A 22,618-nucleotide genomic window follows, 5' to 3' on the forward strand; every position below is an offset into this window, starting at 1 on the left:
CTCTATTTCCGTTGTTGTGCGACAAATGCCGCCAGCCGTGCAGCCTCGATATTACTCTCAGCCACCAGTACACCCGCCTGATGCAGACGTGCAATTTGCTGCTGACGATTCTGGGGATCGTCTTCAGTGCCACAAACATGTGCGATCAGTAAAAGTGTTCGCTGCTGCCGGGCAGCCTCCTGCTGCAGGGTGTCCAGTACCGGCAGCAGCCTGGCGCACGGATCGGCGCTGGCACCGTAGCCCAGGACAATATCGAACAGCAGGACAGCCGTTGCGGGGTCGCGCCCTTCGGAAAGCAGGCGCGCGTTGCGTAGGGTGGGATCTATCATCGGATGCGGTCGGCCCTGCGTGAATTCGTCGGCACCCATATCAACCAGACTGTGTCCGTTACCCTGCCCGGGATTTCGCAACGGCTCAGCGCCCTGAACAGGCGCATTAGATTCACAGGTGAGGCCAGCCGCCAGCAGGGCGAGTTGTGCTTCGTAACAGAATGTGCCACCGGCGAAAACGCCGCGAATGTCTTTTTGTACTGCCGCCATCGTCCCGATTCTGGTGCGGGCTTCGGCGAGGAGGGATTCCCTGGTATTGGACTCCTGAGGCGCTTTTTTGCCCTCTGACGTGGCTACCGCGACTTCAGCTGCATGGAGCAGGCTGCGTGCGGGGATAACGCCTTCATATTCTAAGCTGTGGTCTTCGGCGCCGAGAAAATGGACGACAACCGGTTTGCCACTCTGGCGCGCGCTGGCCAGTACTTTTTGCATAATCCCTGGTGCGGGCGGTTTTGAAATAAGAACAATAAGGGTAGTGTCTGGATCCTCGGCGAGCATACGTATTCCCTGAATCATGCTCAGGCCGCCGATAGCCTCATGTAAATCTCGTCCGCCCGTGCCGATAGCCTGCGACACGCCCGCGCCGAGATGGTGAATATGACAGCTTACTTCCTGTAAACCGGTGCCGGAGGCAGCCACCAGGCCTATTGACCCGCGCCGCACCACGTTGGCAAAGCCAAGCGGCATACCGTTAATAATTGCAGTACCGCAGTCCGGCCCCATGACCAGCAGTTCATGCTGGCTGGCATAACGTTTAATCGCCGCTTCCTGCTCTTCGGGGACATTGTCGCTAAATAGCATCACGTGGAGGCCCTGGCTCAACGCTTTCAGGGCTTCTGCCGCCGCGTAACGCCCCGGCACCGAAATCAGGGCGAAGTTGGCCTGCATTTCATCGTGCACTCCCATAGCAATACTGACCGCCGGGCGGTGCACGTCATTCGATGTTTCCTGCGTTGTCGATGGCCGCAGCAACGAGGCGGCAAGTTCCAGCGCTTGCGCCGCCGTCTCATCTGTCGCGTCGAGCGCGATCAACAGATCGTTGGGCCGCGCCTCAAGGGTGATCTCCAGACCCGCATCGCGCATACGCTCGAGATTGGCGGGGGTGGCCATCGCCACCGAAGCCTGCTCAACGCCATCCAGGGCATTCAGTCGGGCGGAGATCTGCATAAGGGAAACGGAGTCCTTATACAGATTCGGGAAACATTGGTAATGCAGTGCCATCTTAACTCCTCGAACGAAAGCCTTATGTCCGGCGTCACGTCATGGGCGTAGCGCCGAAATGACCGCCGCTGAATCGCTTACCCAGCCAACAATGGCCCCCTGGGCTTTGATCATCTCCAGCGCCGCTTTGTGAAATTCCGGGAAATAGGAGGCGCAGCAATCTTCCGGGATGACCAGCTCATACCCGCGATCGTTCGCTTCACGCGCCGTGCTCTGGACGCACACTTCCGTGGTAACGCCGCAGATAATCAGAGAGGTAATACGGTGAGATTGCAGAATGATATGCAGATCGGTGGCATAGAATGCCCCTTTCCCCGGTTTATCAATAACCGGCTCGCCCGGCAGGGGTGCCAGCTCCGGGATAATGTCGTGGCCTTTCTGGCCGCGGACGAGAATGCGGCCCATCGGGCCCTGCTCGCCAATAAAGGTTTTTCCACCACGGGTTCGTTTTGCAGGCAGGCAATCGCTGAGGTCATCCCGGTGACCTTCACGGGTATGGATGACCAGCAGGCCTGCTTCACGCGCACTTTTTAACAATGCGGCACAAGGTTCAATCGCCCGACGAACAAGAGAGACGTCATTGCCGAGGGCTTCACCAAATCCGCCGCTTTCGACAAAGTCACGCTGCATATCAATGACCACCAGCGCGGTGGTGTTCGGGTCAAACTGAAAGTCAAAAGGTTGTGCTTTAATCGTGCGCATAACGTTCCCTTGTTGATGTTGACTTAAGTGGAGTGTACGGAGTGATAAAGGTATGTGCGCAAAAAGGTTTTCTGTCTCAGCCTCAAAAAAAATGAGCCACCGTTGCGCAGTGAACGACCATAATGGGTAAATCCTGTACTGCCGCGTCTTTTCCTGCATGACGTGCAGATGCGGCAAAATATGCCCGTGAAAAATAAACGGGCAACATTGTGATCTTAAACGGATACCAGAAATCACTGTGACCACATTACCGGATCCTCAGGCAGCATATCACTGCGATTCGCTGCGATTAACCGCTCCGTTTGCATTCGGGTTGCGCGTGCACTCCCTCTTTCAGCGCGCCTGTAATTTGCAAACCACCCGGGGCGACCTGTGGGTAATTCAGACGCAGGGAATGCCGCTGGCACCGGCAGGCATCCTTATTAACCGCCATGACCTGCAACCGCTGTTTCGCGTGGGCGAGCGCCTTTATCTGGACGATGCGGGCAATCTGCGTGGCGAGAAGATAAAAATGCTGCTGAATAACAGCGTGATGCGCTCAACACGACTTTCTGCCCATTCCGACGGCCCTGCCTGCGCGCAACTGGCGAGGCACATTGCGGCCTTTTTCGCCCGCCAGCCCGCGAAGGGTATCCGCCTGGCACTGACCGCTGACAACACACTGATGGCTGCCCACGCGGCCCTCATCCACTGGCTGCGCAGCAGAGAGGGTAACCTTCACGCCATCCTCACTACCTTTATTGGCAGAGGTGAAGGGCTAACACCGGCGGGAGATGATTTTCTGCTGGGGGTGCTGCTGGTCCTGGCGTGGGCTGAGAAACCTGAAGCTCTACCGTTCAGGGATGCCCTGCCTGGTTTACTCACCCGCACCACCGATATCAGCCGGGCGATGCTGGCACAGGCGTGCCAGGGGCACTACGGCGAACAACTGCTCGGACTGACCCAGGGTAATGCGCAGACCTGGCCTGGCCTGGTGGCTAAGGTGGCGGATTATGGTCACTCCTCTGGTCACGATATGCTGGCCGGCATGCTGACGGCCGCGCAGATTTCAGGCGAGAGGGGTGAAAAAACCCCGCTGCACGTCGGGTCGTTTTAACTGCTGTAACCACCAGTTATAACAGGGGCGCGAAGGCCGGTTCTGCCAGGCCAGAAACAGCGGCGTCGCCTGTTTACTCTCCTCAACATGCAACAGCGCCAGCTGCCCGTCATTAATATAATGCTGGCAGAAATGTCGCGGCAAAAAGCCGATGCCCAGGCCGTTCAGGTGCATGGCAATTTTCGTGCGATAGTCAGGGGCCACAATCGCTTTTTGCCCCCGCAGTTGCCAGGCCACTTTGGGTTCCAGCTTGACGGAAGTGTCATGGATACAGACAGCAGGATAACGTCGCAGGTCATCGGCACGCAGTGGACGATTGAGGGCGGTCAGAGGATGCTGCGGGCATATCGCAAATAACCAGTCGACTGTCGGCATCTCAAGGCAGCAGATCTCACCGGGCAGCGCCACCTGGTTAGGTGCGCCAATGGCAATATCGGCGCGCTTTTCCAGCAAGGCGTCCCAGACACCGTCATGCACATCAATGGAAATATGAATTTCTGTTTGTGGAAAATGACGTTCACTTTCCCCCAACAGGGGATAAAGCGGTTTAAGGCTGACAATATTATTCAGCGTAATATTGAGACGCGTCTCAACCCCTGCGGCAATTCGCTGCGTGGCAAACTGGAGTTCATCCAGCTCACTGAGAATAAGCTGCCCTTTTTTAATGAAATAGTTTCCGGCCTCGGTCAGCTCCAGCTGTTTTCCCAGTCGTTTAAATAACTTAAGACCGAGTTCGCTCTCAAGCTTGTGCACCGTGTAGCTCAACGCAGTCGGGACTTTGTGCAGCTCTTCTGCCGCAGCAGCGAAACTGCCACAGCGTGCAATGGTGATAATCACATTCACTGCCTGTGCACTGATCAACGTGCCGTCTCCCCTGCCTGAAAGCGTTTTGGTACTGTTTACCGCATAACGCAGGTGCAAACCAGCGTAGTGTGAGGATCCGCATTCAATCCTGCTAATAAAGGTGGTAATGCCCATCCAGGAATTAATCACCCAGGGAAAGTGCTTACGCAGGATTAACGAAAAAAACCTATTTCCATATATTTCAGCGCGTAATAAAAAATTAAATAGCCCACAATTTATTCTGGAGTTTTATGCTTCATCCCTTACTTAAGACGGTTTTTTACACTGCTTATACGGCCTGGATAAATGCCCGCTTCAATCACCATTCTGGGTTATTGATATTTAATACTTTAATGATTTCTACGTTAAAAAAAGATAGCATGTGTATAGCTGAAGTTTATATATTTGCTGAAAATAAAGCGCGTGTTAGCAAAGCTGTAATTTAAACCCTCAATAATTTACGTTGCATCGCAGCGGTCGGCGACTGACTCCCCATGAACATTGATAACTCTCTGACTGGGTCAATAAGCGCAGCCCGCGATAAACCACATGCAGCAGGACGGGGGAGCCACGTGATAATAAGGCGAATGCGTAATAGCCGTAGCATTGCATTGCATCGTACCCCTACAACTGGCGCACTGCCAACATAACGCATGTCTCTGCCTGTGCCTGGTTTTCAGGATAACATCGGTAGTGGGTACTAATTATTATGTAAATCATGAGTATAACGATGAATCACTATGATGATTTGCAGAGGTTTAAGGATAAGACCCGCAACCAGCAGTATGATTTCAAGGATTTGTCTGCACAAAATACGTCGCAAGAGAAGGGTAGCTGGGCGCTTATCAATCAGCTTTCACCCGTATCCGAGGAGAACAAACTGGCTATGGGCGGCCACGTATCGCTGCCACAACCTCAGCCAGTGACCCCCGCCCTCTTCACATCTCAGAGCAACCAGCCCGTGGCTGCGCACCCTGAAACCGTGGCTGAGCCGCACGCAGAGGTTACCCCGACCTCCGCGACCTCTATCCTGCGCGATGTGGCGCAACAACTCTCATCTGCGCAGGGCGCTGTCGCCGCACCGACGCAGACAACCGCTGCGGTAACACCCGCCCCGGATACGCCTGAAGCCTCAACACCTGACCTTGCTGCACCCGTGCCGCCGGAGCCTGCCCGGGCTACCCCCGTGCAACCCGCGCCCGCTCAGGTGGCATACGCACGGCCCGCGCCTGCCAGCTACGCCCGGCTGTTTGCGCCCAAACCGGCAGAGTCGAAGCCGGCAACAGAAAAAAACCAGCCATTACACACTTTGTTAGAAAGGATCGCTTCATGCCGTTGATTTGTGTTTGTTCGCCAAAGGGGGGTGTCGGGAAAACGACCCTGACGGCAAATCTGGCTTATGCACTGGCGCGGTCAGGTAGTAAAGTCCTTGCCCTGGATTTTGACGTGCAGAATGCGTTGCGCCTGCATTTTGGTGTTCCCCTCTCCGATGGCCGCGGCTATGTCGCAAAAGCCACAGAATCCTCAGACTGGAGCCAGTTTGTCCTCACCGCTGGCGGCAATATTTTTGTCCTTCCGTATGGTGAGGTCACCGAAGAGCAGCGCCTGCAGTTTGAAGAGCGTTTGGCCCACGACGAACACTTTCTGGTTCGTGGCCTGAACACCTTACTGAATTACCCCGGCCTGGTTATCGTTGCCGACTTCCCTCCCGGCCCATCGGCGGCCCTGAAAGCGATGTCACGTCTGGCCGATCTGCACCTGGTTATCCTTCAGGCCGATACGGCCTCCCTCTCTATGCTGCCGCACGTGGAAAACAATCGTCTGACCGGCGATGTGCTGAACCGGAAAGCAGGCCATTACTTTGTGCTGAATCAGAGCGACAACCGCCGCCAGATTAGCCGTGATGTCACCGCCTTCATGGAAGAGAAGCTAGGGAATCAGCTTTTGGGCGTCATCCATCGCGATGAAAGTGTCCAGGAAGCGAACGCCTCTCAGCAGTCCATTTTTGATTTCAGTCCTGCCTCCGCCGCCGCATTTGATATTGAACTCATTGCGAAACGGGTCGCCGGGATTGTAGGCGTCCATATCGGAGACGGCACGGTTCATAGCAAACCGACGATGTCTGGCTTCTAATTCGCGCAGGGCAACACATGAAAAAGTTCCTCTACCTTTTGCTGGTGCTGGCAATGCTCCCGATTGCCGTGCTGGTCGTCATCACGCCGATGGACAGCCAAAAGCAGTATATTTTTGGCCTGCTCAGTATCGGCATTTTGTTTTTAATGGGTATGGTCAGTAAAAAGCGCAGCGTCTCCGTGATTATGGTGGTGATGTCGGTACTGTTATCAACCCGTTACATGTACTTCCGGCTGACGCAAACGCTGCACTTTAACTCCGAGATAGAAACCATTCTTGGTATGGGGTTATTCCTCGCGGAAGTTTACGTCTGGATAATGCTGCTGCTGAGTTATTTGCAGACGATCTGGCCGCTCAAGCGTGGCATCGTTCCTCTGCCGGACGACATGAGCCAGTGGCCGACGGTTGACGTTTACATCCCGACCTATAACGAACCGCTGGACGTGGTGCGTGATACGGTGCTGGCGGCGCAGTGTATTGATTACCCGCGCGATAAGATGAACATCTACCTGCTGGATGATGGCAAACGTCGTGAGTTTGCGGTCTTTGCCGCCGATGTCGGCGTCGGTTACATCACGCGTAACGACAACAACCACGCCAAGGCCGGTAACCTTAACCATGCCATGAAGCTGACGCAGGGCGAGCTGATTACCGTGTTCGACTGCGATCACGTGGCGACACGCATCTTCCTGCAGGCCACCGTCGGCGGCTTCCTGAAAGACCCGAAGCTGGCGCTGGTACAGACACCGCACTACTTCTATTCACCGGACCCGTTTGAACGTAACCTCTCCGTTGGACGCAACATCCCCAACGAAGGCTCTCTCTTCTACGGCCCGATTCAGCAGGGTAACGACAACTGGAATGCCACCTTCTTCTGCGGCTCCTGTGCGGTGATTCGCCGTAGCGCGCTGGAAGAGATTGGTGGCTTTGCCGTTGAAACCGTCACCGAAGATGCCCACACCGCACTGAAGCTGCAGCGTCGTGGCTGGGGTTCCGCGTTCCTTGATATCCCTCTGGCTGCCGGTCTGGCGACCGAACGTCTGGTGCTGCACGTGATTCAGCGTACCCGCTGGGCGCGCGGCATGACGCAGATTTTCCGTCTTGATAACCCGCTGTTTGGCCGCGGGCTGACGATTCAACAGCGCCTCTGCTACCTGAGCGCCATGCTCTATTATCAGTTTGCCCTGCCGCGTATCGCGTTTCTGACCGCACCGCTGGCCTACCTGCTGTTCAACCTGAACATCATTCACTCCTCGGCGAATCTGATTTTCGCCTACGCGCTGCCGCATCTGTTCCTCGCGATTTATGTGAACTCAAGGATGAACGGACGTCATCGCTACAGCTTCTGGGGTGAGATTTATGACCTGGTGCTGGCCTTCCACATTGTGCTACCGACCGTGGTGACCATGATTTTCCCGAAGCGCGGCAAGTTCAACGTTACGGATAAAGGCGCGCTGCTGGACGTGGGTTACTTCGACTTCAGCGTAGTACGTCCGCATCTGATTATCGCCCTCCTGCTGGGTGCCGGGGTGATTGCGGGCATCGTGCGCGCCTTTGCCCATGACTATTTTGGCGTTGACCCGCGCGTTATCGCCCTTAACGTCGGCTGGGGTTTATACAGCCTGATCTTCCTGCTGGCCGCCATTGCGGTGGCACGTGAAACCCGCCAGACGCGCAAAACGATTCGTGTCGATGCGGCGATCCCGGTGCTGCTGCACCATGCCAGCGGCATCGTGTCACGCAGCGTTACCGCCGATCTGTCGATGGGTGGCTGCCGTATCGTGGCTCCGGATGAGCGCCACTTTAAGGATGAGATTGAAGAGATTGAGCTGCTGCTTCAGTCCGGTGCGATCAATATCCCGGTCAAAACCATTGCCAGCGATGACGAGTTTATCCGCCTGATGTTCGACGATATTCCGCTTTCGCGCCGCCGCGAGCTGGTGCGCGTTGTACTCTCCCGTGCTGACGCCTGGATTAATCCACCCAAGCCACAGGACAACCCCTTCCGCTCGCTGGGCACCATCATGCGTTGTGTGTTTGATCTCTTCTGGTTGACCTGGAAAAGCCGCCGGGAAAACCGTCGGTTACGTGCGCAGGCCGCAGCGCGGGAGGAGAATGCATGAAGCATTTAACTACTCTGGCCCTGCTGGTCGGGGCGTTGTTTATCGCGCCAACCTACGGCGAAGAGACGTCTATTGAGTCCCTGTTACGCCTCAACGAACCGGCACCCACGGCGCCTGCGGCGCTCTCCCAGACCGCGCCGGTGTTTGTTCCTTCGGTGGTTAACAGCATCAGCATTGCGCAGATGGGTTTCCCACAAGGCATTTCGCTAAGTGGCGGGCAATTTCAGGGCGGCGCGGCCTTTACGCTGCCTGTTGATCAGGTCATCACGACCGCACGTCTGGCATTGACCCTGAAAATATCGCCGGCGATGGCCACCCGCAACGCCAGTATGCAGCTGATGCTCAACGGGCAGCCGCTGGGCACCGTTCCGCTGACCGCCGCCGACAGCGACACTGCGAGCTATCAGCTGGATATTCCCGCCGCGCTGCTGGTCTCCAGCAACAGCCTGAGCTTCAAGGTGAACGATGGCGATGCCATGCAGTGCCAGCGTGATCTGACGGATAAGTATCGCGTCACTATCATGCCGGATTCGCATTTTGAACTGGAAGGCCAGCAGCTGGATATTGGCTCAGATCTCAGCCACTTCCCGCGCCCCTTCTTTGACAGCATGCAGATGACCCCGGCGGCAATCGCGATGGCCTTCCCTGCCACCCTCAGCCCGGATGGCATCAGCGCAGGTGCACTGATTTCGTCGTGGATGGGGATTCAGGCCGACTACCGTGGCGTGGCCTTTGCGGCCTATCACGACCGTCTGCCGGAGAAAAATGGCATCCTGATTGGCCATCCTGGCGATCAGATTGGCGGACTTACCCTCCCGCAAACCGCCCGACCGCTGCTGAAAATCGTCGATAACCCGGCGAACCCGGTTTATAAGCTGCTGCTGGTGGTGGGCAAGGATGAGGGCGAATTGCGTACCGCCGCCTGGCGCTTAACGCGTGGTAACTTTGCGTTGCAAACGCCGTCTGAAGAGGTCAGCGCACAAACGATCCCGGAGAGCAAGCCCTACGATGCCCCGCGCTGGATCCCCACCGATCGTCCGGTGAAGCTCTCTGAACTGATCCGCAAGGATCAAAGTCTCACCACCACCGGCCTCTGGCATGATGCGCTGCGCGTGGCGTTCCGTGCGGCCCCGGACCTGTTTCTGTGGGACGGCGAAACCATTCCGCTGCACATCGGTTACCGCTTCCCGACCGAAAGCTGGATTGATGAAGACCGCTCCTGGTTAAGCATGACCATGAACGACACCTTCCTGCACAACCTGCCGGTGAACAAGCAGGGAGCGCTGGAAACGCTGTGGCACAAACTCGGTGGCGATGCGCGACAGGAGAAGTTCGACATGCCACTGGAGCCGTACATGATTTACGGCGACAATCAGCTGTCGCTCTACTTTAATATTCAGCCGAAGGCGAGCGCGCCGTGCAGTGTGCTGCTGAACAACAACATTAAGAGCCGCATCGAAGAAGATTCGTGGATTGATCTGAGCAACACCCGCCACTTCGCGCTGCTACCCAACCTCTCCTATTTCGTGGGCGCCTCATTCCCGTTCACGCGAAATGCCGATTTTTCAGAAACGGTACTGATGCTACCCGCCCAGCCGACCGAGACGCAGATCGCCACGCTGCTGGATATGGCGGCACGCTCCGGTAATGCGACCGGCACGGCGCTTGGCCATAACCGCGTTCTGTTGGGTATCCCTACCGCAGGCGCTGGCCCTGAACTGCTCAAAGAGCGTGATGTGCTGGCGGTAAGCGGGTTGAATCAGCATGACTTCAACAGCGCCCTCCTCACTGACTCGCCGTTTGTGCTGCACGACAGCACGCTGGGCGTGCGTGAACTCACCACCTGGCAGCGGGTTAAGCGCTGGGTCGCGGGCGACTGGAGCTCTGACGGACTGGAAGCGGACCGCTACTTCTCCTCTAACGAGGCGTGGCGCGGGTTTGTCAGCTTCCCGTCACCCTGGAATGACGCCCGTCTGGTGGTGCTGGCGCTCGGTAGTAATGACGAGCAGCTGTCCCGGCTGCACGGCGATTTAACCTCGGCGCGGATCAACGCCGGTATTCGTGGTGATGCGGCTGTTATTACCAATGAAAATGGCGTGCGTAGCTTCCGCGTGGGTGAACAATCGCCACGCGGCGAAATGCCCGCCCAGATGATGATTATCTGGTATGCGAACCAGCACTCCGCCATGCTCGCCATCCTTGGCCTGGCATTTGGCTGCATTGGTGGCCTGTCGCTGTATGTCTGGCTCAGAAACCGGGCGAAAAAACGCCTGGATCTGGATAAACGCAACTAAGAGGGTGATAAGAATGACGATAAAAACCGCCCGCCGTTTGACGACGCTGTGCCTTTCCGGCGTCCTCACTTTCGGAACCCTGGGTCAGGCCCAGGCTGCACAAAACGACGCCGCACTGAAGGCGCTGTTCGATCAGGCGAATTACTGGCACGAAAAGTCCCATGATGACCTGGCGATGGAGTCGCTGAAAAAAGTGTTGATGGTGGATGCCAACAACACGCAGGCGATGTACCTGATGGCGCTGTGGACGCAGCAAAACGGCGATCTGCAAACGTCGGCCCAGTGGCGCGCGCGCCTGGCGCAGGTTTCACCCGGCGACGCCGGTTTACAGGCGCTGGATAACGCCAAACAGCTCACTCAGGTGCCGCAGGGTCAGTTGTCGCTTGCCCGCCAACAGGCCCGCAGTGGTAACGTCCCCGCGGCGCTGGCGACCTGGCGCAGTATGTTCAACGGTGAAACCCCGCCGCCAAGCCTGGCGCCGGAGTATTACCTGACGATGGCAGGGGACAAAGCGCTCTACCCGCAGGCCGTCGCGCAGCTGAAAACGTTCGTCATGCAAAATCCGCAGGACAATGCGGCCCGCATCGCACTGGGGAAAATGCTGACCTGGCGTGAAGAGACGCGCCGCGACGGTATTCTGCTGCTTGAGCCGATGGCCAGTGGCAGTAAGGATGCCGATGAGGGCTTACGTCAGGCGCTGCTGTGGCTCGGGCCGCAGGCCGGTGACGAGCGCTTTTATGACACCTGGCTGCAGCGCCACCCGCAGGATGCCGACGTTCAGAACTACTACCGGAAAAATATTGGTGGAGCCGCGAAAGGCGCAGGTTATACCGCGCTCAACAGCGGGGACGCCAGTGCCGCGAAGCGCAAGTTTGAACAGGTGCTGCAAACCAACCCGGATGACGCCGACGCGCTCGCCGGAATGGGTTATATCGCCCAGCGCAGCGGCGATTACAAAGCGGCTTCGCAATACCTGAACCGGGCGGCAAGCCAGGGTGGCGATGCCTCTGGCGAGCGTAAAGAGCAGGCTGCCGACGCCGCGTTTTATGGCCAGCTGGCTGAAGCACAGCAGACTTTAAAAGAGGGCAACATCAGCCAGGCGCTGGCGCTCTCCTCCCCGCTCGCTCAGGAGAGTGGCGAGCGCGGCACCGCCGCCAGGCTGTTCCGCGCGGACGTTCTGCGCCAGAACAAAGATTACCCGCAGGCCGAGCAGACGCTGCGCAGCGTGCTCAACGAGCAGCCGCAAAACGGCCCGGCGCGGGAAAACCTCTACTACGTGCTGCGCGATCAGAATAAAACCGACGAAGCGCAGGCCGTTCTGCGCACCCTACCGGCCTCGCTTCAGCAGCGCCTTGCGCCGCGTGCGGTCGCCGGTGCGCCGGGCGATCCTATCCGCCGTCAGGCTCAACAGCTTGAGGCCAGCGGCAACACCTCGCAGGCCATCAATGTGCTGCGTCAGGGCGTGGCCCGCGTGCCGGATGACCCGTGGCTGCGTCTGGATCTGGCCCGTCTGCTGCAAAAGTCCGGTCAGGAGGGCGAAGCCGCGACGGTGATGATCCCTGCCGGACGTGAAGGCGCAGGAGCAAACTCACTCTATGCCGCCGCGCTCTTTGCCAGCGAAAGCGGCGCCTGGCAGCAGGCTAACTCCCTGCTGGGGCGGATTTCGCCCGCCAGTCGCAACGGCCAGATGCGCGATCTCTCTGAGAGCGTGAACTACAACCTGCAGATGGCGACGGCAGAACGTTACCTCGCGCAGGGGAACATGACCGCCGCGTCAAACACCCTGAAAGCGCTGGCCAATCAGCCGCCGAAATCTCCGGCCGATGCCGGGAAACTGGCCCGTATGCTGGCCCGTACCGGCGACATGACCGGCGCCGTCGCGCTGGTGCGTGACAGCATGAAAGCGGGTGTGCAGGGTAACGCCGGGGACTATGCCGACCAGGTGGCCGTCCTGAATCAGGCGGGGCTGACCCAGGAAGCGCAGACCTTTATGTCCAGCCCGGAGATCCAGTCACGCAGTACCCCGGCACAGCTCGCGGGGGTACGTAATGGCTATGTGATTAACGAGGCGGACGAACTGCGCGAGAAGGGTAATTATGCAGCCGCGTATGACATGCTTATCCGCGCCCTGCAAAGTGACCCGCAGAATACCGACCTGATGTTCGCTATGGGCCGCCTCTACCAGACCGGCAAGATGAACAAAGAAGCGGGCGTGTTGTATGACTACCTGATGACCCGCGACTCCGACGATCAGGCCGCCCGCGTGGGCGCAATCGACGTGGCGCTGGCAGAAGATAACGTGCAGAAGGCCACGACGCTTGCCAGCGGCCTGCGTAGTGATAACTCCCCGGAGCGGATGCTGTTGCTGGCGCGCCTGGAAGAGGCCAAAGGCAACCATCAGCAGGCGATGACTTACCTGCGTAACGCGCGCGGCAAACTGGTTGGGCTTGAGTCCGGTAACAGCACCGGCACCCCGACCATCGGCGGCGTGCTGCTGGCGGATAACCCGTTTACCACCACCAGCAAAACCGCCACGCCGAACTCCATTTATGGCACCTCGCTGCCGTGGCAGGTGGCACAGCAGGCACGCGAGCCAGGCTCCACCCTGCCGGGCACCACCCGTACCGATCTGCCAATGGAAACTGCCCAGACCCGCACGCTGCGTCAGGTTGACGAAATGATGCAGCAGATGGACGAGAAGAACGGCATGTGGTTGCAGGGCGGCGTGGAAGTCCGTGGTCGCGACGGCGAGTCAGGTACCAGTAAACTGACGGAAGCGAAAGCGCCGCTCACCTGGTCCAGCTCACCGTTTGGCGATTCACGCTTCGAATTTACCGCCACGCCGATAACCTTAAGTTCAGGCAGTGCGTCGGGCGATGCCTGGCGGCGCTCTGGCGCGAACCCGCTGGCGAATGCGGTGAGCAATATCAGCGCGTCCGTCAGCAACGCCAGGAATTCGCCAGCCAACGATGGCAACCCCGATAAGTTTGACGACCTGAGCAACCTCGCAGACGCCAATAATCTGTCGCCGTTTACCGATAAGGGCTTCGACAGGCTGACCACGCTGCTGGGGGACACCAGTGATACCAGCCGTCTGCGCGCCCTGAGCCGCTCCAGCTATAAAGCGAACTACAACGACACCATTCGCTCCTCAACCGACTCGCAAAACGCCAGCGGCGTTGAGCTGAATATGGCGTTGAGTGGCGACAGCTATCGTATGGACATTGGCAGCACGCCGCTCGGGCAGGATCTGAGTACCCTGGTCGGTGGCGTGAAATGGTCGCCAAAACTGACCAATTATCTGTCGCTTATTTTCACCGGTGAGCGCCGCGCCATGACCGACAGCCTGCTCTCCTACGTGGGGCTGAAAGATACCTATTCCGGCCAGCGCTGGGGCCAGGTCACCAAAAACGGCGGCAACCTGCAACTGAGCTATGACGATGGTGACGCGGGCTTCTACGTGGGCGGCGGTGGTTACAGCTACCTCGGTGAAAACGTGGCAAGCAACACCAGCGTGAATGCCGGAGCCGGGGTTTACCTGCGTCCGTGGCATGACGATTTCCGCCAGCTACAGACCGGCTTAAGCGTCAACTGGATGAACTTCTCCAAAAACCTGAGCTATTACACCTTCGGCCAGGGGGGCTACTTCAGCCCGCAGAACTACGTCAGCGTGTCGCTGCCGGTCGACTTCTCGCAGAAAATCGACAACTGGAAGCTGAGCATTGGCGGGTCGGTGGGCTATCAGTCCTATACCCAGGATAAGAGCGACTACTTCCCGAACGATCCCTATGCCCAGAAGATGTTGCAGCAGCTGGCCGACCTGGGCTTCACCAAAGAAGCGCAGTACAAAAGCTCGTCGCAAAACGGCATTGGTTACACCTTCCGTGGCGGGGTGGATTACAACGTCAATAAAGATATGACCGTGGGCGGAAAAGTAGGTTACGACACCTTCGGCAATTACAACGAAAGCACCGCCGGGATCTATTTCCGCTATATGTTGGGAGACAAATAATGACATCGGTAACGGCGAATCCTTTGCTGCATACCTATTTTCAGGGGCAACAGACCCCGGCAGGCTGGTTTGATCTGCTGACCGTGATGATTGATGGCATGGTACGTAACGTCGGCGAAGCGGAGAGTCAGCCTTTTTTGCGCCAGATGGGCGAGGCAATGGCGGACCGCTTCCCGCTACCGGGTTCTGAGACCGTGGGCGAGCTGGAAGCGAACATCAATGCGAAGCTGGCACAGTTCAACTGGGGCTTTATCGATATCGAAGCCAGTGAGACCGGCATGAGCTTCCACCACCAGGCGCTGCCCGTCTCCCGCGATGAAAACAGCCAGACCCGTTGGTGCTACGCTTTTTGCGCCATACTTGAGGGGCTCTATTCCCGCTGGCTGCTGGGCCAGGGCGGCGGTTCGCACGTCGCCTTCAGCCGTGAGCGCCTTTATTCCGTGTCGGACGTGACGTTCCGCTACGCTAACCCACAATGAGTCTGTTTATGTTTAAACGCGTGATACCTGCAATGGTGATGATGGTGAGTGTGCTGTTTTCGTCGTTCGCCTCGGCGGGGCAAGCCTGGGACACCTACAAAGCCCGTTTCCTGATGCCGGATGGCCGTATTGTGGACACCGGCAATAACAATGTCTCTCACTCGGAAGGTCAGAGCTACGGCATGCTGATGGCGGTCGTCAACAATGACAAGGCCGCCTTTGACAGCATCTGGGGCTGGACCAACAAGACCTTGAGAAACAAAGACAACGGTCTGTTTTACTGGCGTTATAACCCGGTTGAAGCCGACCCGATCGTTGATAAAAACGATGCCACCGACGGCGATGCGGTAATCGCCTGGGCGCTGTTAAAAGCCAGCCAGCGCTGGAATGACAACAGCTACGCCACAGCGTCTGACGCCATTACCCAGGCGCTCATCAAGCATACGGTGATTAACTTTGCAGGCTACCGGGTGATGCTGCCAGGGGCGAAAGGCTTTAACCTCAACAGCTATGTGAACCTGAACCCGTCCTATTTCATCTTCCCGGCGTGGCAGGACTTTGCCAGCCGCAGTCATTTGACCGTGTGGCGTGACCTGATTCGCGATGGCTCTACGCTGCTTGGCAAGATGAGCTTTGGTCAGTCGCGCCTGCCCACCGACTGGGTGGCGCTCTCCGCCGATGGCAAACTGACGCCCGCCAAAGAGTGGCCGCCGCGCACAAGCTACGACGCCATCCGCGTTCCGCTCTATATCGCCTGGTGGAACCCACAGAGCACACTGCTCACCCCGTGGCGCGCCTGGTGGCAGGGCTACAACCGCAGCCGCACCCCGGCGTGGGTGAACGTGACCACTAACGACACCGCGCCCTACAACATGAACGACGGCCTGCTGGCCGTGCGTGATTTGGTGCTGAATGAACCCGTGAGCGAACCGCAGATCACGGCGCAGGATGACTACTACTCAGCGAGCCTGAAGATGCTGGTCTGGGTATCGCAGCAGAAGTAGTGTTGGTTTTGTGGGGTTTGGAGCCCTCACCCTAACCCTCTCCCCATAGGGGAGAGGGGACTGTCTTGTGCGGTTTGTAGCTAAATAGATCAGCCTCGACAGACTTTGATTTTCTGCCCTATCTGGCGCAGAACTGCACGGAACCGATTTTCCCCCTCGCCCCTTTGGGGAGAGGGCCGGGGTGAGAGGAAACCTTACAATTGCACCCGAATCTCACCGCCCTGCGGCGTAATCACCACGCCCCATTCGCTACCCGACTGCGAGCCGCCCTGCACGCCCGCCACCTTAGCAACATTACGCAGGCACAGCGACCAGTTGCTCGCTTCGCCTTCGCTCTGCACGCTTATCACCCCGACCTCGCGTTTCGCCCGTAAACGGAACTGCACCTTACCCTGCGCATCCGGCACTTCGCACATTGCTTCGTGCCCGTCCTCCAGCGCAAACAACTGGAATGCCGTGCCTTCATGCCAGGCGTAGTCCGGCTTCTGGTCGTTCTCACCGAGCGCCAGCAGCGTGTTGCCGCGCACGTACACCGGCAGGCTTTGCATATCATGAACCTGCTTATGCCAGCGGCTGCCCTGTACTTCGTCGTTGTGCCACAGGTGCGTCCAGCGCCCTTCCGGCAGGTAAAACTGCACATCGCCCGCTTCGCTGAACACCGGGGCCACCAGCACGCTGTCGCCGAGCATGTACTGGCGGTCGAGGTAGTCGCAGGCCGGGTCATCCGGGAACTCCAGCATCATGGCGCGCAGCATCGGCGTACCGCACTCGTTGGCTTTCGCCGCCTGACGATAGAGATACGGCATCATCCGGCACTTCAGCTCGGTAAAGTGACGCACCACGTCGCAGGACTCTTCATCGTAGGCCCACGGCACCCGGTAGGATTTGCTACCGTGCAGGCGACTGTGGCTGGAGAGCAACCCGAACGCGCACCAGCGCTTGTAAACATCCGCCGGCGCGGTGTTCTCAAAGCCGCCGATGTCGTGGCTCCAGAAACCAAAACCAGACAGCCCAATCGACAACCCGCCGCGCAGGCTTTCAGCCATCGATTCATAGTTGGCGTAGCAGTCCCCGCCCCAGTGCACCGGGAACTGTTGTGCGCCGACGGATGCCGAACGCGCAAACAGCACCGCCTCTTCCTCGCCTACGGTCTCTTTGAGCACGTTCCACACCAATTCGTTGTAGATGTACGCATAATGGTTGTGCATTTTCTGCGGATCGGAACCATCATGCCAAACCACATCCGTCGGAATACGCTCACCGAAGTCGGTTTTAAAGCAGTCGACGCCGATATCCACCAGCCCTTTCAGCTTGTCGGCATACCATTTACAGGCGTCCGGGTTAGTGAAGTCATAAATCGCCAGCCCAGGCTGCCACTTGTCCCACTGCCAGAGCGAACCGTCCGGGCGCTTGAGCAGGTAGCCTTTCTCTTTCAGCTCCTTAAAGACCGGGGATTTCTGCCCGATGTAAGGGTTGATCCAGACGCAGACTTTCAGCCCTTTGTCCTTCAGGCGGCGAATCATCCCTTTCGGGTCCGGGAAGGTCACCGGGTCCCATTCAAAGTCGCACCACTGGAAGGCTTTCATCCAGAAGCAGTCAAAGTGGAAGACGTGCAGCGGCAGGTTGCGCTCCGCCATGCCGTCGATAAAGCTGTTCACCGTCGCTTCGTCGTAATTGGTGGTGAACGAGGTGGTGAGCCACAGGCCGAAGGACCACGCAGGGGGTAAAGCAGGTCGCCCGGTGAACTGCGTGTAGCGGTTGAGCACCTCTTTCGGCGTCGGGCCGTCGATCACGAAGTACTCCAGGTACTCGCCTTCCACGCTGAACTGCACTTTGGAGACTTTTTCGGAGCCGATTTCAAAGGAGACGTTTTCCGGGTGGTTCACCAGCACTCCATAGCCGCGGTTGGTGAGGTAGAACGGGATATTCTTGTACGACTGCTCGGTGCTGGTGCCGCCGTCGCGGTTCCAGGTTTCCACCGTCTGGCCGTTACGCACCAGCGCGGTAAAGCGCTCGCCGAGGCCATACACCGTCTCGCCCACACCCAAATCCAGGCGCTCGAACATGTAGTTGCGCACGCTGTTGCCGTCCTGCACATAGCCGTTGTTTTTCGCCTGGCTGCCGGTAATGCGCACGCCGCTACGCAGAAAATCCAGCGACCAGAATTCGCCTTTGGTGACCCGCACGCTGAGGTTGCCGCTTTTCAGCTCGGCAAATGCAGCGGTGTTTTGCATCTCTGTTTTTACATCGCTCAGGACGTTGAGCGGATAGTGCGGGCCGTTATCGAGCGCCCCCTGGAAGTGCTCAATGCGCACACCCACCACACCTTCCTGCGGCGAGAAGAAACGCAGAGTGAAAAGCGGCGTGTCCAGTTGCCAGGTGCGCTCGCGCACATCACGCGGCGCGGCGTGAACCACCATCTCATTCCCCTGCTGCTCCACGTCGAACACCTGAATGGGGTGGATGAGGTTCAGCCCAGGCTGAATAAGCCAGTTTCCATCACTGATTTTCATAACAATGTCCTCTTAGTTTTGAAATTCTTTGTTCGCTGACACGTCCGCAAAATCCTGCTCGTTGCGACGCGCACCCTGCGCCAGTTCCGCCATCATCTTGATGAGGAACGGGGTTTTCAGCGTGTAGAAGCGTTTGGCGATAATCGCGCTCAGCAGGTAGCAGATGGCCGGAACAATGGTGAACAGGGCAATGATGATGCTGATGGTGGTGCTGTTCTGGCTGCTGGCCGCCGCGTCGTAACCGCCGCCTGCAAGCATCCAGCCAATCAGCGCGCCACCAAGGGCGAGGCCCAGTTTGAGCACGAACAGGGTGCCCGCAAAGCTGATGCCGGTGAGGCGTTTACCGTTGCGCCATTCGCCGTAGTCGACGGTGTCGGACATCATCACCCACTGAATCGGGGTCACAAGCTGGTGCAGCACACCAATCACGAAGATAAAGATGAACATGGTGATGTTGGCGGTCACTGGCACGAAGAACATCGCCAGGCTGACCACCGCCAGCGCGGCGTTGGTCCACCAGAAGACGCTGACTTTGCACTTCCAGTCGGTGAGCGGTTTTGCCAGCGCGGAGCCAATCAGGTTGCCCACGCAGTAGGTGGTGAGGAACAGGGTGAAGATGCCCGCGGAGCCCATAATCCAAGTGCAGTAATACATCATCGCGCCGCCGCGCACGCAGACGGCGAGGATGTTGAGGATGGTGAGCAGGCCGACGATGCGCCACTGGTCGTTCTGCCAGATGTCGCGCAGATCTTCACGCATCGGCGTGGTGCTCGGCGGCACCTGGATGCGTTCTTTGGTGGTGAAGAAGCAGAATGCAAGCATCATAAAGGCAACCACCGAGAGCACCGCAATGCCGCCCTGGAAGCCGAAGGCTTTGTCATCGCCGCCAATGAGGTTGACCAGCGGCATCATCAGCACGGTGGAGAGCATGCCGCCCGCCGTCGCCAGCACGAAGCGCCAGGATTGCAGGGAGATGCGCTGTTTCGGGTCGTCGGTAATCACACCGCCCAGCGCGCAGTACGGGATGTTGACCACGGTGTAGAGCAACGTCAGCAACGTGTAGGTGACGGCGGCGTAAATCAGTTTGCCGCTCTGGCTGAGGTCCGGAGTGCTGTAGGCCAGCACGCACACCAGGCCAAACGGAATGGCACCGAACAGTATCCACGGGCGGAATTTCCCCCAGCGGCTGCGGGTGCGGTCGGCAATCAGCCCCATGCAGGGGTCGGAGATGGCGTCCAGCGCACGCGCCAGCAGGAACATGGTGCCCACAAACCCGGCGGGAATGCCGAAGATATCGGTATAGAAGAACATCATGTAGAGCATGACGTTATCGAAGATGATGTGGCTGGCGGCGTCACCCATGCCGTAACCAATTTTTTCCTTCACTGAGATGATGTGCGAGTTCATGAAGATTCCTTACGCGCAAAGGTGCGCTGAGAATGGTTCTGAACGTTGTAAACCATCACCTTTTACGCAGGAATTGCGTTTTCTGGTTATCAAATTACGATTCTTGTTTTCTGTGATCGTGGTTCCGCAATTACCCAGAAAATGGTAACTCGCGGAAAAGGTAAGGATTTATCTCAAACGAGGGGAAATTCGCGAAGCAGAGCGAGAAAAAAGTGTGATGGGGGATATGGTTAGCACTTGAAAGTGGCTATAATGCGCCCCGCCTCCATGTAGCAATCGAGGCGCGGAAGATCGTCGTCTCCGGTGAGGCGGCTGGACTTCAAATCCAGATGGGGTCGCCAGCGATCCCGGGCAGGTTCGACTCCTGTGATCTTCCGCCAGTTTGTCTATATGCTTATTTAAATCCGTTTTTAATCATACAGTTAAGATTAAATCTTAATTCCTCTGCTTCCTCCACGCCGCTAGTACTTTCAATATTGCCTAATTTCATATGTTGGAAGCATTAGCAGAAATCATTAAAAAAAGTGTACGAGTTAATTGTAATAGTGCACTATATTTAGAAGAATAAATTGATATGAAAAATTTGGCCATAATCAATATGGTATATTACATCAGTCAGAGATTAGCTTAAATGAGTACGTCAGATTTAAAAGTGCTAAATGGCGTTTTTTCTAAAAATTTCATTAACCTTTTGATTGATGATCCAGTTTGTGCTTTATGGAAACTGAAAGCACTCACCCTAAAATTTAATATAGTATTAAATGAAAACACACCGCTGATCTCTTGTTCTTTAGATGGGATTTATAAAAAAATGCTCAAAGAATATAGAACTGAGTATATTTATAAAAATGCAATTGCTGAAAAAATAGTTAAAGGAAAGCATAAGTTATCTAAAAATTGCTATTTTGATACTGAGTTTAGAGTTAACTCTTCAATCGCGGATGTAATAATATCTAATGGTACCACTGTAGCATATGAGATAAAAACTGAATATGATTCATTTACCAGATTATTCAATCAGTTATCAGATTACTCTAAGGTTTTCGATAAGGTTTATGTCGTAATGCCCGACCATAAATATGAACTTTGGTCAAGTAACATAGATCCTGAATATGGTATAATGACATTGAGTAAAAGCTACACATTAAAAACAAAAAGAGAAGCCCAAAGTAATATATCAAAACTTGACAAGAGTTTGATATTTTCATGTTTGAGAAGAGATGAATACATTAATATATTCAAAACAGGAACAAATACAAACGAAATTAACGTCAAACCTATTGACGTAAAAAAAACCTGTAAAGATTATTTTCTAACACTCAGTAATGAAAAGGCTCATGACTACTTCAATGAATGCCTTAAAAAAAGAAATCTTGAAAGAGAATTACTTTCTCTTTCAGATTGCATCCCCAACTCTTTAACATCTGTAGTATTAACTACCTCTTTATCTAATAAAAGAAAAGGATTGTTAATTGATGCATTGATAGGGAATAATTGACATTAAATCTGGAGGATTTTATGTATTTTCCGCTACTCAGAGCAAAAAGAAATGAACTACTAGCATTAAGAGAATCCATTGGCATTAAGAATAATACCTATAATTGAGGCGGTTAACTCTACCACTTCAGATTTATTTCGTTGCCTAAACGAACTGGAGGAGAAAGGATCCAATCCAGTTATTATAGCTAATCCGCAAGTTGGTTTCTTTTCAAAAAACCAAAGAAAACTCAATGTATTAATTGATGAGATAATTGACATTAATCCAAATGTTTGTTTAGCATTTTGGTTGACAGAAGGTACCACATTTGAACAATTAGAAAATTTCTTTGGCAAATACAATAATCAAAACATATCTATTATTCACTCTGCTAGCAGTAAAGATTTAGAAGGTCTATTTGCATTAATAGGTCAATGCATTAATTTCAAATGGAATTTTTTTATAAAGGAAAAAACCGGGAGAAAATATCGGAGTCACTTTAATGATTACGATAATGTTCTTTTAGAAGATTCTTTTAATAAGTTAGACCGTAACGCTGATTATGATGAAGAAGAGTTTTTTAGCGATAATATATTTACTTTTGACCAAGAAAATTTCATAGGGGTCGGTGACTATACAATTCTTGGTTCAAAATATACTGAGAATGGTGGACCAGCTATAACAGCCGCAATTCACCTTACCTATGAGGAAGAAGAAGAAGAAGTATGGATAAAACATTTTCTTTCGGAGCAAAGAGATAAAGTTGAAGAAGATGGTTCAACATTAGTTTCTGAAGCCTTACCAAAATTGATAGAATTTCTGGAGGAGAATGAGAAAACCTTATCATTCTCACACGCATGCCAAGAGTTTAAGGATATTTATGATTCCGGCGAACGTACTAGTTTAGGAAAGATAAAGAAAATATCTATTAAACATCATATTGAACTTATGAATTACATTCTTAGCAACAGATAATTTTAATTTA

The 22,618-nt window shown here is 55.4% G+C and carries 15 protein-coding genes and 1 tRNA gene; 11 read left to right on the forward strand and 5 right to left on the reverse strand.

What is annotated here, in order from left to right; genetic code table 11:
• Positions 1-2: 2 nt before the first annotated feature.
• Both fdrA and KXR87_RS16545 read right to left on the reverse strand, forming a co-directional pair.
• Entirely contained in the window at positions 3-1,550 is a 1,548-nt protein-coding gene (gene fdrA, locus KXR87_RS16540; protein WP_437433307.1) for an acyl-CoA synthetase FdrA, read from the reverse strand.
• A 39-nt stretch (positions 1,551-1,589) separates the two neighbouring features.
• Positions 1,590-2,252 (reverse strand): cysteine hydrolase family protein, encoded by a 663-nt coding sequence (locus KXR87_RS16545; RefSeq protein WP_437433308.1) that lies wholly within the window; start codon positions 2,250-2,252, stop codon positions 1,590-1,592.
• A 238-nt stretch (positions 2,253-2,490) separates the two neighbouring features.
• Between KXR87_RS16545 and KXR87_RS16550 the strand changes: the two genes are divergently transcribed.
• Positions 2,491-3,348, forward strand: coding sequence for a DUF2877 domain-containing protein (locus KXR87_RS16550; RefSeq protein ID WP_437433309.1), 858 nt, complete (start codon positions 2,491-2,493; stop codon positions 3,346-3,348).
• Here KXR87_RS16550 and KXR87_RS16555 read toward each other — a convergent pair.
• Positions 3,301-4,185, reverse strand: coding sequence for a LysR substrate-binding domain-containing protein (locus tag KXR87_RS16555; RefSeq protein ID WP_437433310.1), 885 nt, complete (start codon positions 4,183-4,185; stop codon positions 3,301-3,303). The genes KXR87_RS16550 and KXR87_RS16555 overlap by 48 nt on opposite strands.
• 736 nt (positions 4,186-4,921) lie before the next feature.
• Between KXR87_RS16555 and bcsO the strand changes: the two genes are divergently transcribed.
• From bcsO to KXR87_RS16590, 7 genes are read left to right on the forward strand one after another with little or no spacing between them, the layout of a single operon-like run.
• The gene (gene bcsO, locus KXR87_RS16560) at positions 4,922-5,530 is read left to right on the forward strand and encodes a cellulose biosynthesis protein BcsO (protein ID WP_437433311.1); all 609 of its coding nucleotides are present in this window, start codon (positions 4,922-4,924) and stop codon (positions 5,528-5,530) included.
• The gene (gene bcsQ / locus KXR87_RS16565) at positions 5,521-6,324 is read left to right on the forward strand and encodes a cellulose biosynthesis protein BcsQ (protein ID WP_437433312.1); all 804 of its coding nucleotides are present in this window, start codon (positions 5,521-5,523) and stop codon (positions 6,322-6,324) included. Before bcsO ends, bcsQ begins: the two co-directional genes overlap by 10 nt.
• Positions 6,325-6,341: 17 nt before the next feature.
• A complete protein-coding gene (bcsA, locus tag KXR87_RS16570) occupies positions 6,342-8,447 on the forward strand; it encodes a UDP-forming cellulose synthase catalytic subunit (RefSeq protein WP_437433313.1) in 2,106 nt (701 codons plus the stop codon).
• Positions 8,444-10,741: a cellulose biosynthesis cyclic di-GMP-binding regulatory protein BcsB gene (bcsB, locus tag KXR87_RS16575; protein ID WP_437433314.1), complete on the forward strand. Its 2,298-nt coding sequence runs from the start codon at positions 8,444-8,446 to the stop codon at positions 10,739-10,741. Before bcsA ends, bcsB begins: the two co-directional genes overlap by 4 nt.
• Before the next feature lie 13 nt (positions 10,742-10,754).
• Entirely contained in the window at positions 10,755-14,753 is a 3,999-nt protein-coding gene (locus KXR87_RS16580) for a cellulose synthase subunit BcsC-related outer membrane protein (protein WP_437433315.1), read from the forward strand.
• Positions 14,753-15,232, forward strand: a complete 480-nt coding sequence (gene bcsD / locus KXR87_RS16585; protein ID WP_437433316.1) for a cellulose biosynthesis protein BcsD — start codon at positions 14,753-14,755, stop codon at positions 15,230-15,232. The genes KXR87_RS16580 and bcsD overlap by 1 nt, the downstream gene beginning before the upstream one ends.
• 8 nt (positions 15,233-15,240) lie before the next feature.
• On the forward strand, positions 15,241-16,236 hold the full coding sequence (locus KXR87_RS16590) for a glycosyl hydrolase family 8 (RefSeq protein ID WP_437433317.1): 996 nt from the start codon (positions 15,241-15,243) through the stop codon (positions 16,234-16,236).
• Between the two features lie 194 nt (positions 16,237-16,430).
• On the opposite strand, the gene yicI is transcribed toward KXR87_RS16590, so the two are convergent.
• Together yicI and KXR87_RS16600 are read right to left on the reverse strand one after the other, a co-directional pair.
• Positions 16,431-18,749: an alpha-xylosidase gene (gene yicI, locus KXR87_RS16595; RefSeq protein WP_437433318.1), complete on the reverse strand. Its 2,319-nt coding sequence runs from the start codon at positions 18,747-18,749 to the stop codon at positions 16,431-16,433.
• Positions 18,750-18,761: 12 nt separating this feature from the next.
• The gene (locus KXR87_RS16600) at positions 18,762-20,156 is read right to left on the reverse strand and encodes a glycoside-pentoside-hexuronide family transporter (protein WP_437433319.1); all 1,395 of its coding nucleotides are present in this window, start codon (positions 20,154-20,156) and stop codon (positions 18,762-18,764) included.
• A gap of 285 nt (positions 20,157-20,441) precedes the next feature.
• Between KXR87_RS16600 and KXR87_RS16605 the strand changes: the two genes are divergently transcribed.
• The 3 genes from KXR87_RS16605 (at position 20,442) to KXR87_RS16615 (ending at position 22,608) form a co-directional block, all read left to right on the forward strand.
• Positions 20,442-20,536 (forward strand) — tRNA-Sec (locus KXR87_RS16605).
• Positions 20,537-20,787: 251 nt separating this feature from the next.
• Positions 20,788-21,654, forward strand: coding sequence for a sce7726 family protein (locus KXR87_RS16610; RefSeq protein ID WP_437433320.1), 867 nt, complete (start codon positions 20,788-20,790; stop codon positions 21,652-21,654).
• A gap of 78 nt (positions 21,655-21,732) precedes the next feature.
• A complete protein-coding gene (locus KXR87_RS16615; RefSeq protein WP_437433321.1) occupies positions 21,733-22,608 on the forward strand; it encodes a sce7725 family protein in 876 nt (291 codons plus the stop codon).
• Positions 22,609-22,618: the final 10 nt, after the last annotated feature.

Origin of the sequence: Yokenella regensburgei (genome assembly GCF_051486985.1) — a bacterium.
Taxonomy (GTDB): Bacteria; Pseudomonadota; Gammaproteobacteria; order Enterobacterales; family Enterobacteriaceae; genus CBFFRJ01.

What these genes read in the sequence shown, in the direction of transcription:
- fdrA (WP_437433307.1), bottom strand. Translation starts at nt 1,550, where the DNA reads ATGGCACTGCATTACCAATGTTTCCCGAATCTGTATAAGGACTCCGTT.
- KXR87_RS16545 (WP_437433308.1), bottom strand. Translation starts at nt 2,252, where the DNA reads ATGCGCACGATTAAAGCACAACCTTTTGACTTTCAGTTTGACCCGAAC.
- bcsO (WP_437433311.1), top strand. Translation starts at nt 4,922, where the DNA reads ATGAATCACTATGATGATTTGCAGAGGTTTAAGGATAAGACCCGCAAC.
- bcsQ (WP_437433312.1), top strand. Translation starts at nt 5,521, where the DNA reads ATGCCGTTGATTTGTGTTTGTTCGCCAAAGGGGGGTGTCGGGAAAACG.
- bcsA (WP_437433313.1), top strand. Translation starts at nt 6,342, where the DNA reads ATGAAAAAGTTCCTCTACCTTTTGCTGGTGCTGGCAATGCTCCCGATT.
- bcsB (WP_437433314.1), top strand. Translation starts at nt 8,444, where the DNA reads ATGAAGCATTTAACTACTCTGGCCCTGCTGGTCGGGGCGTTGTTTATC.
- KXR87_RS16580 (WP_437433315.1), top strand. Translation starts at nt 10,755, where the DNA reads ATGACGATAAAAACCGCCCGCCGTTTGACGACGCTGTGCCTTTCCGGC.
- bcsD (WP_437433316.1), top strand. Translation starts at nt 14,753, where the DNA reads ATGACATCGGTAACGGCGAATCCTTTGCTGCATACCTATTTTCAGGGG.
- KXR87_RS16590 (WP_437433317.1), top strand. Translation starts at nt 15,241, where the DNA reads ATGTTTAAACGCGTGATACCTGCAATGGTGATGATGGTGAGTGTGCTG.
- yicI (WP_437433318.1), bottom strand. Translation starts at nt 18,749, where the DNA reads ATGAAAATCAGTGATGGAAACTGGCTTATTCAGCCTGGGCTGAACCTC.
- KXR87_RS16600 (WP_437433319.1), bottom strand. Translation starts at nt 20,156, where the DNA reads ATGAACTCGCACATCATCTCAGTGAAGGAAAAAATTGGTTACGGCATG.
- KXR87_RS16610 (WP_437433320.1), top strand. Translation starts at nt 20,788, where the DNA reads ATGAGTACGTCAGATTTAAAAGTGCTAAATGGCGTTTTTTCTAAAAAT.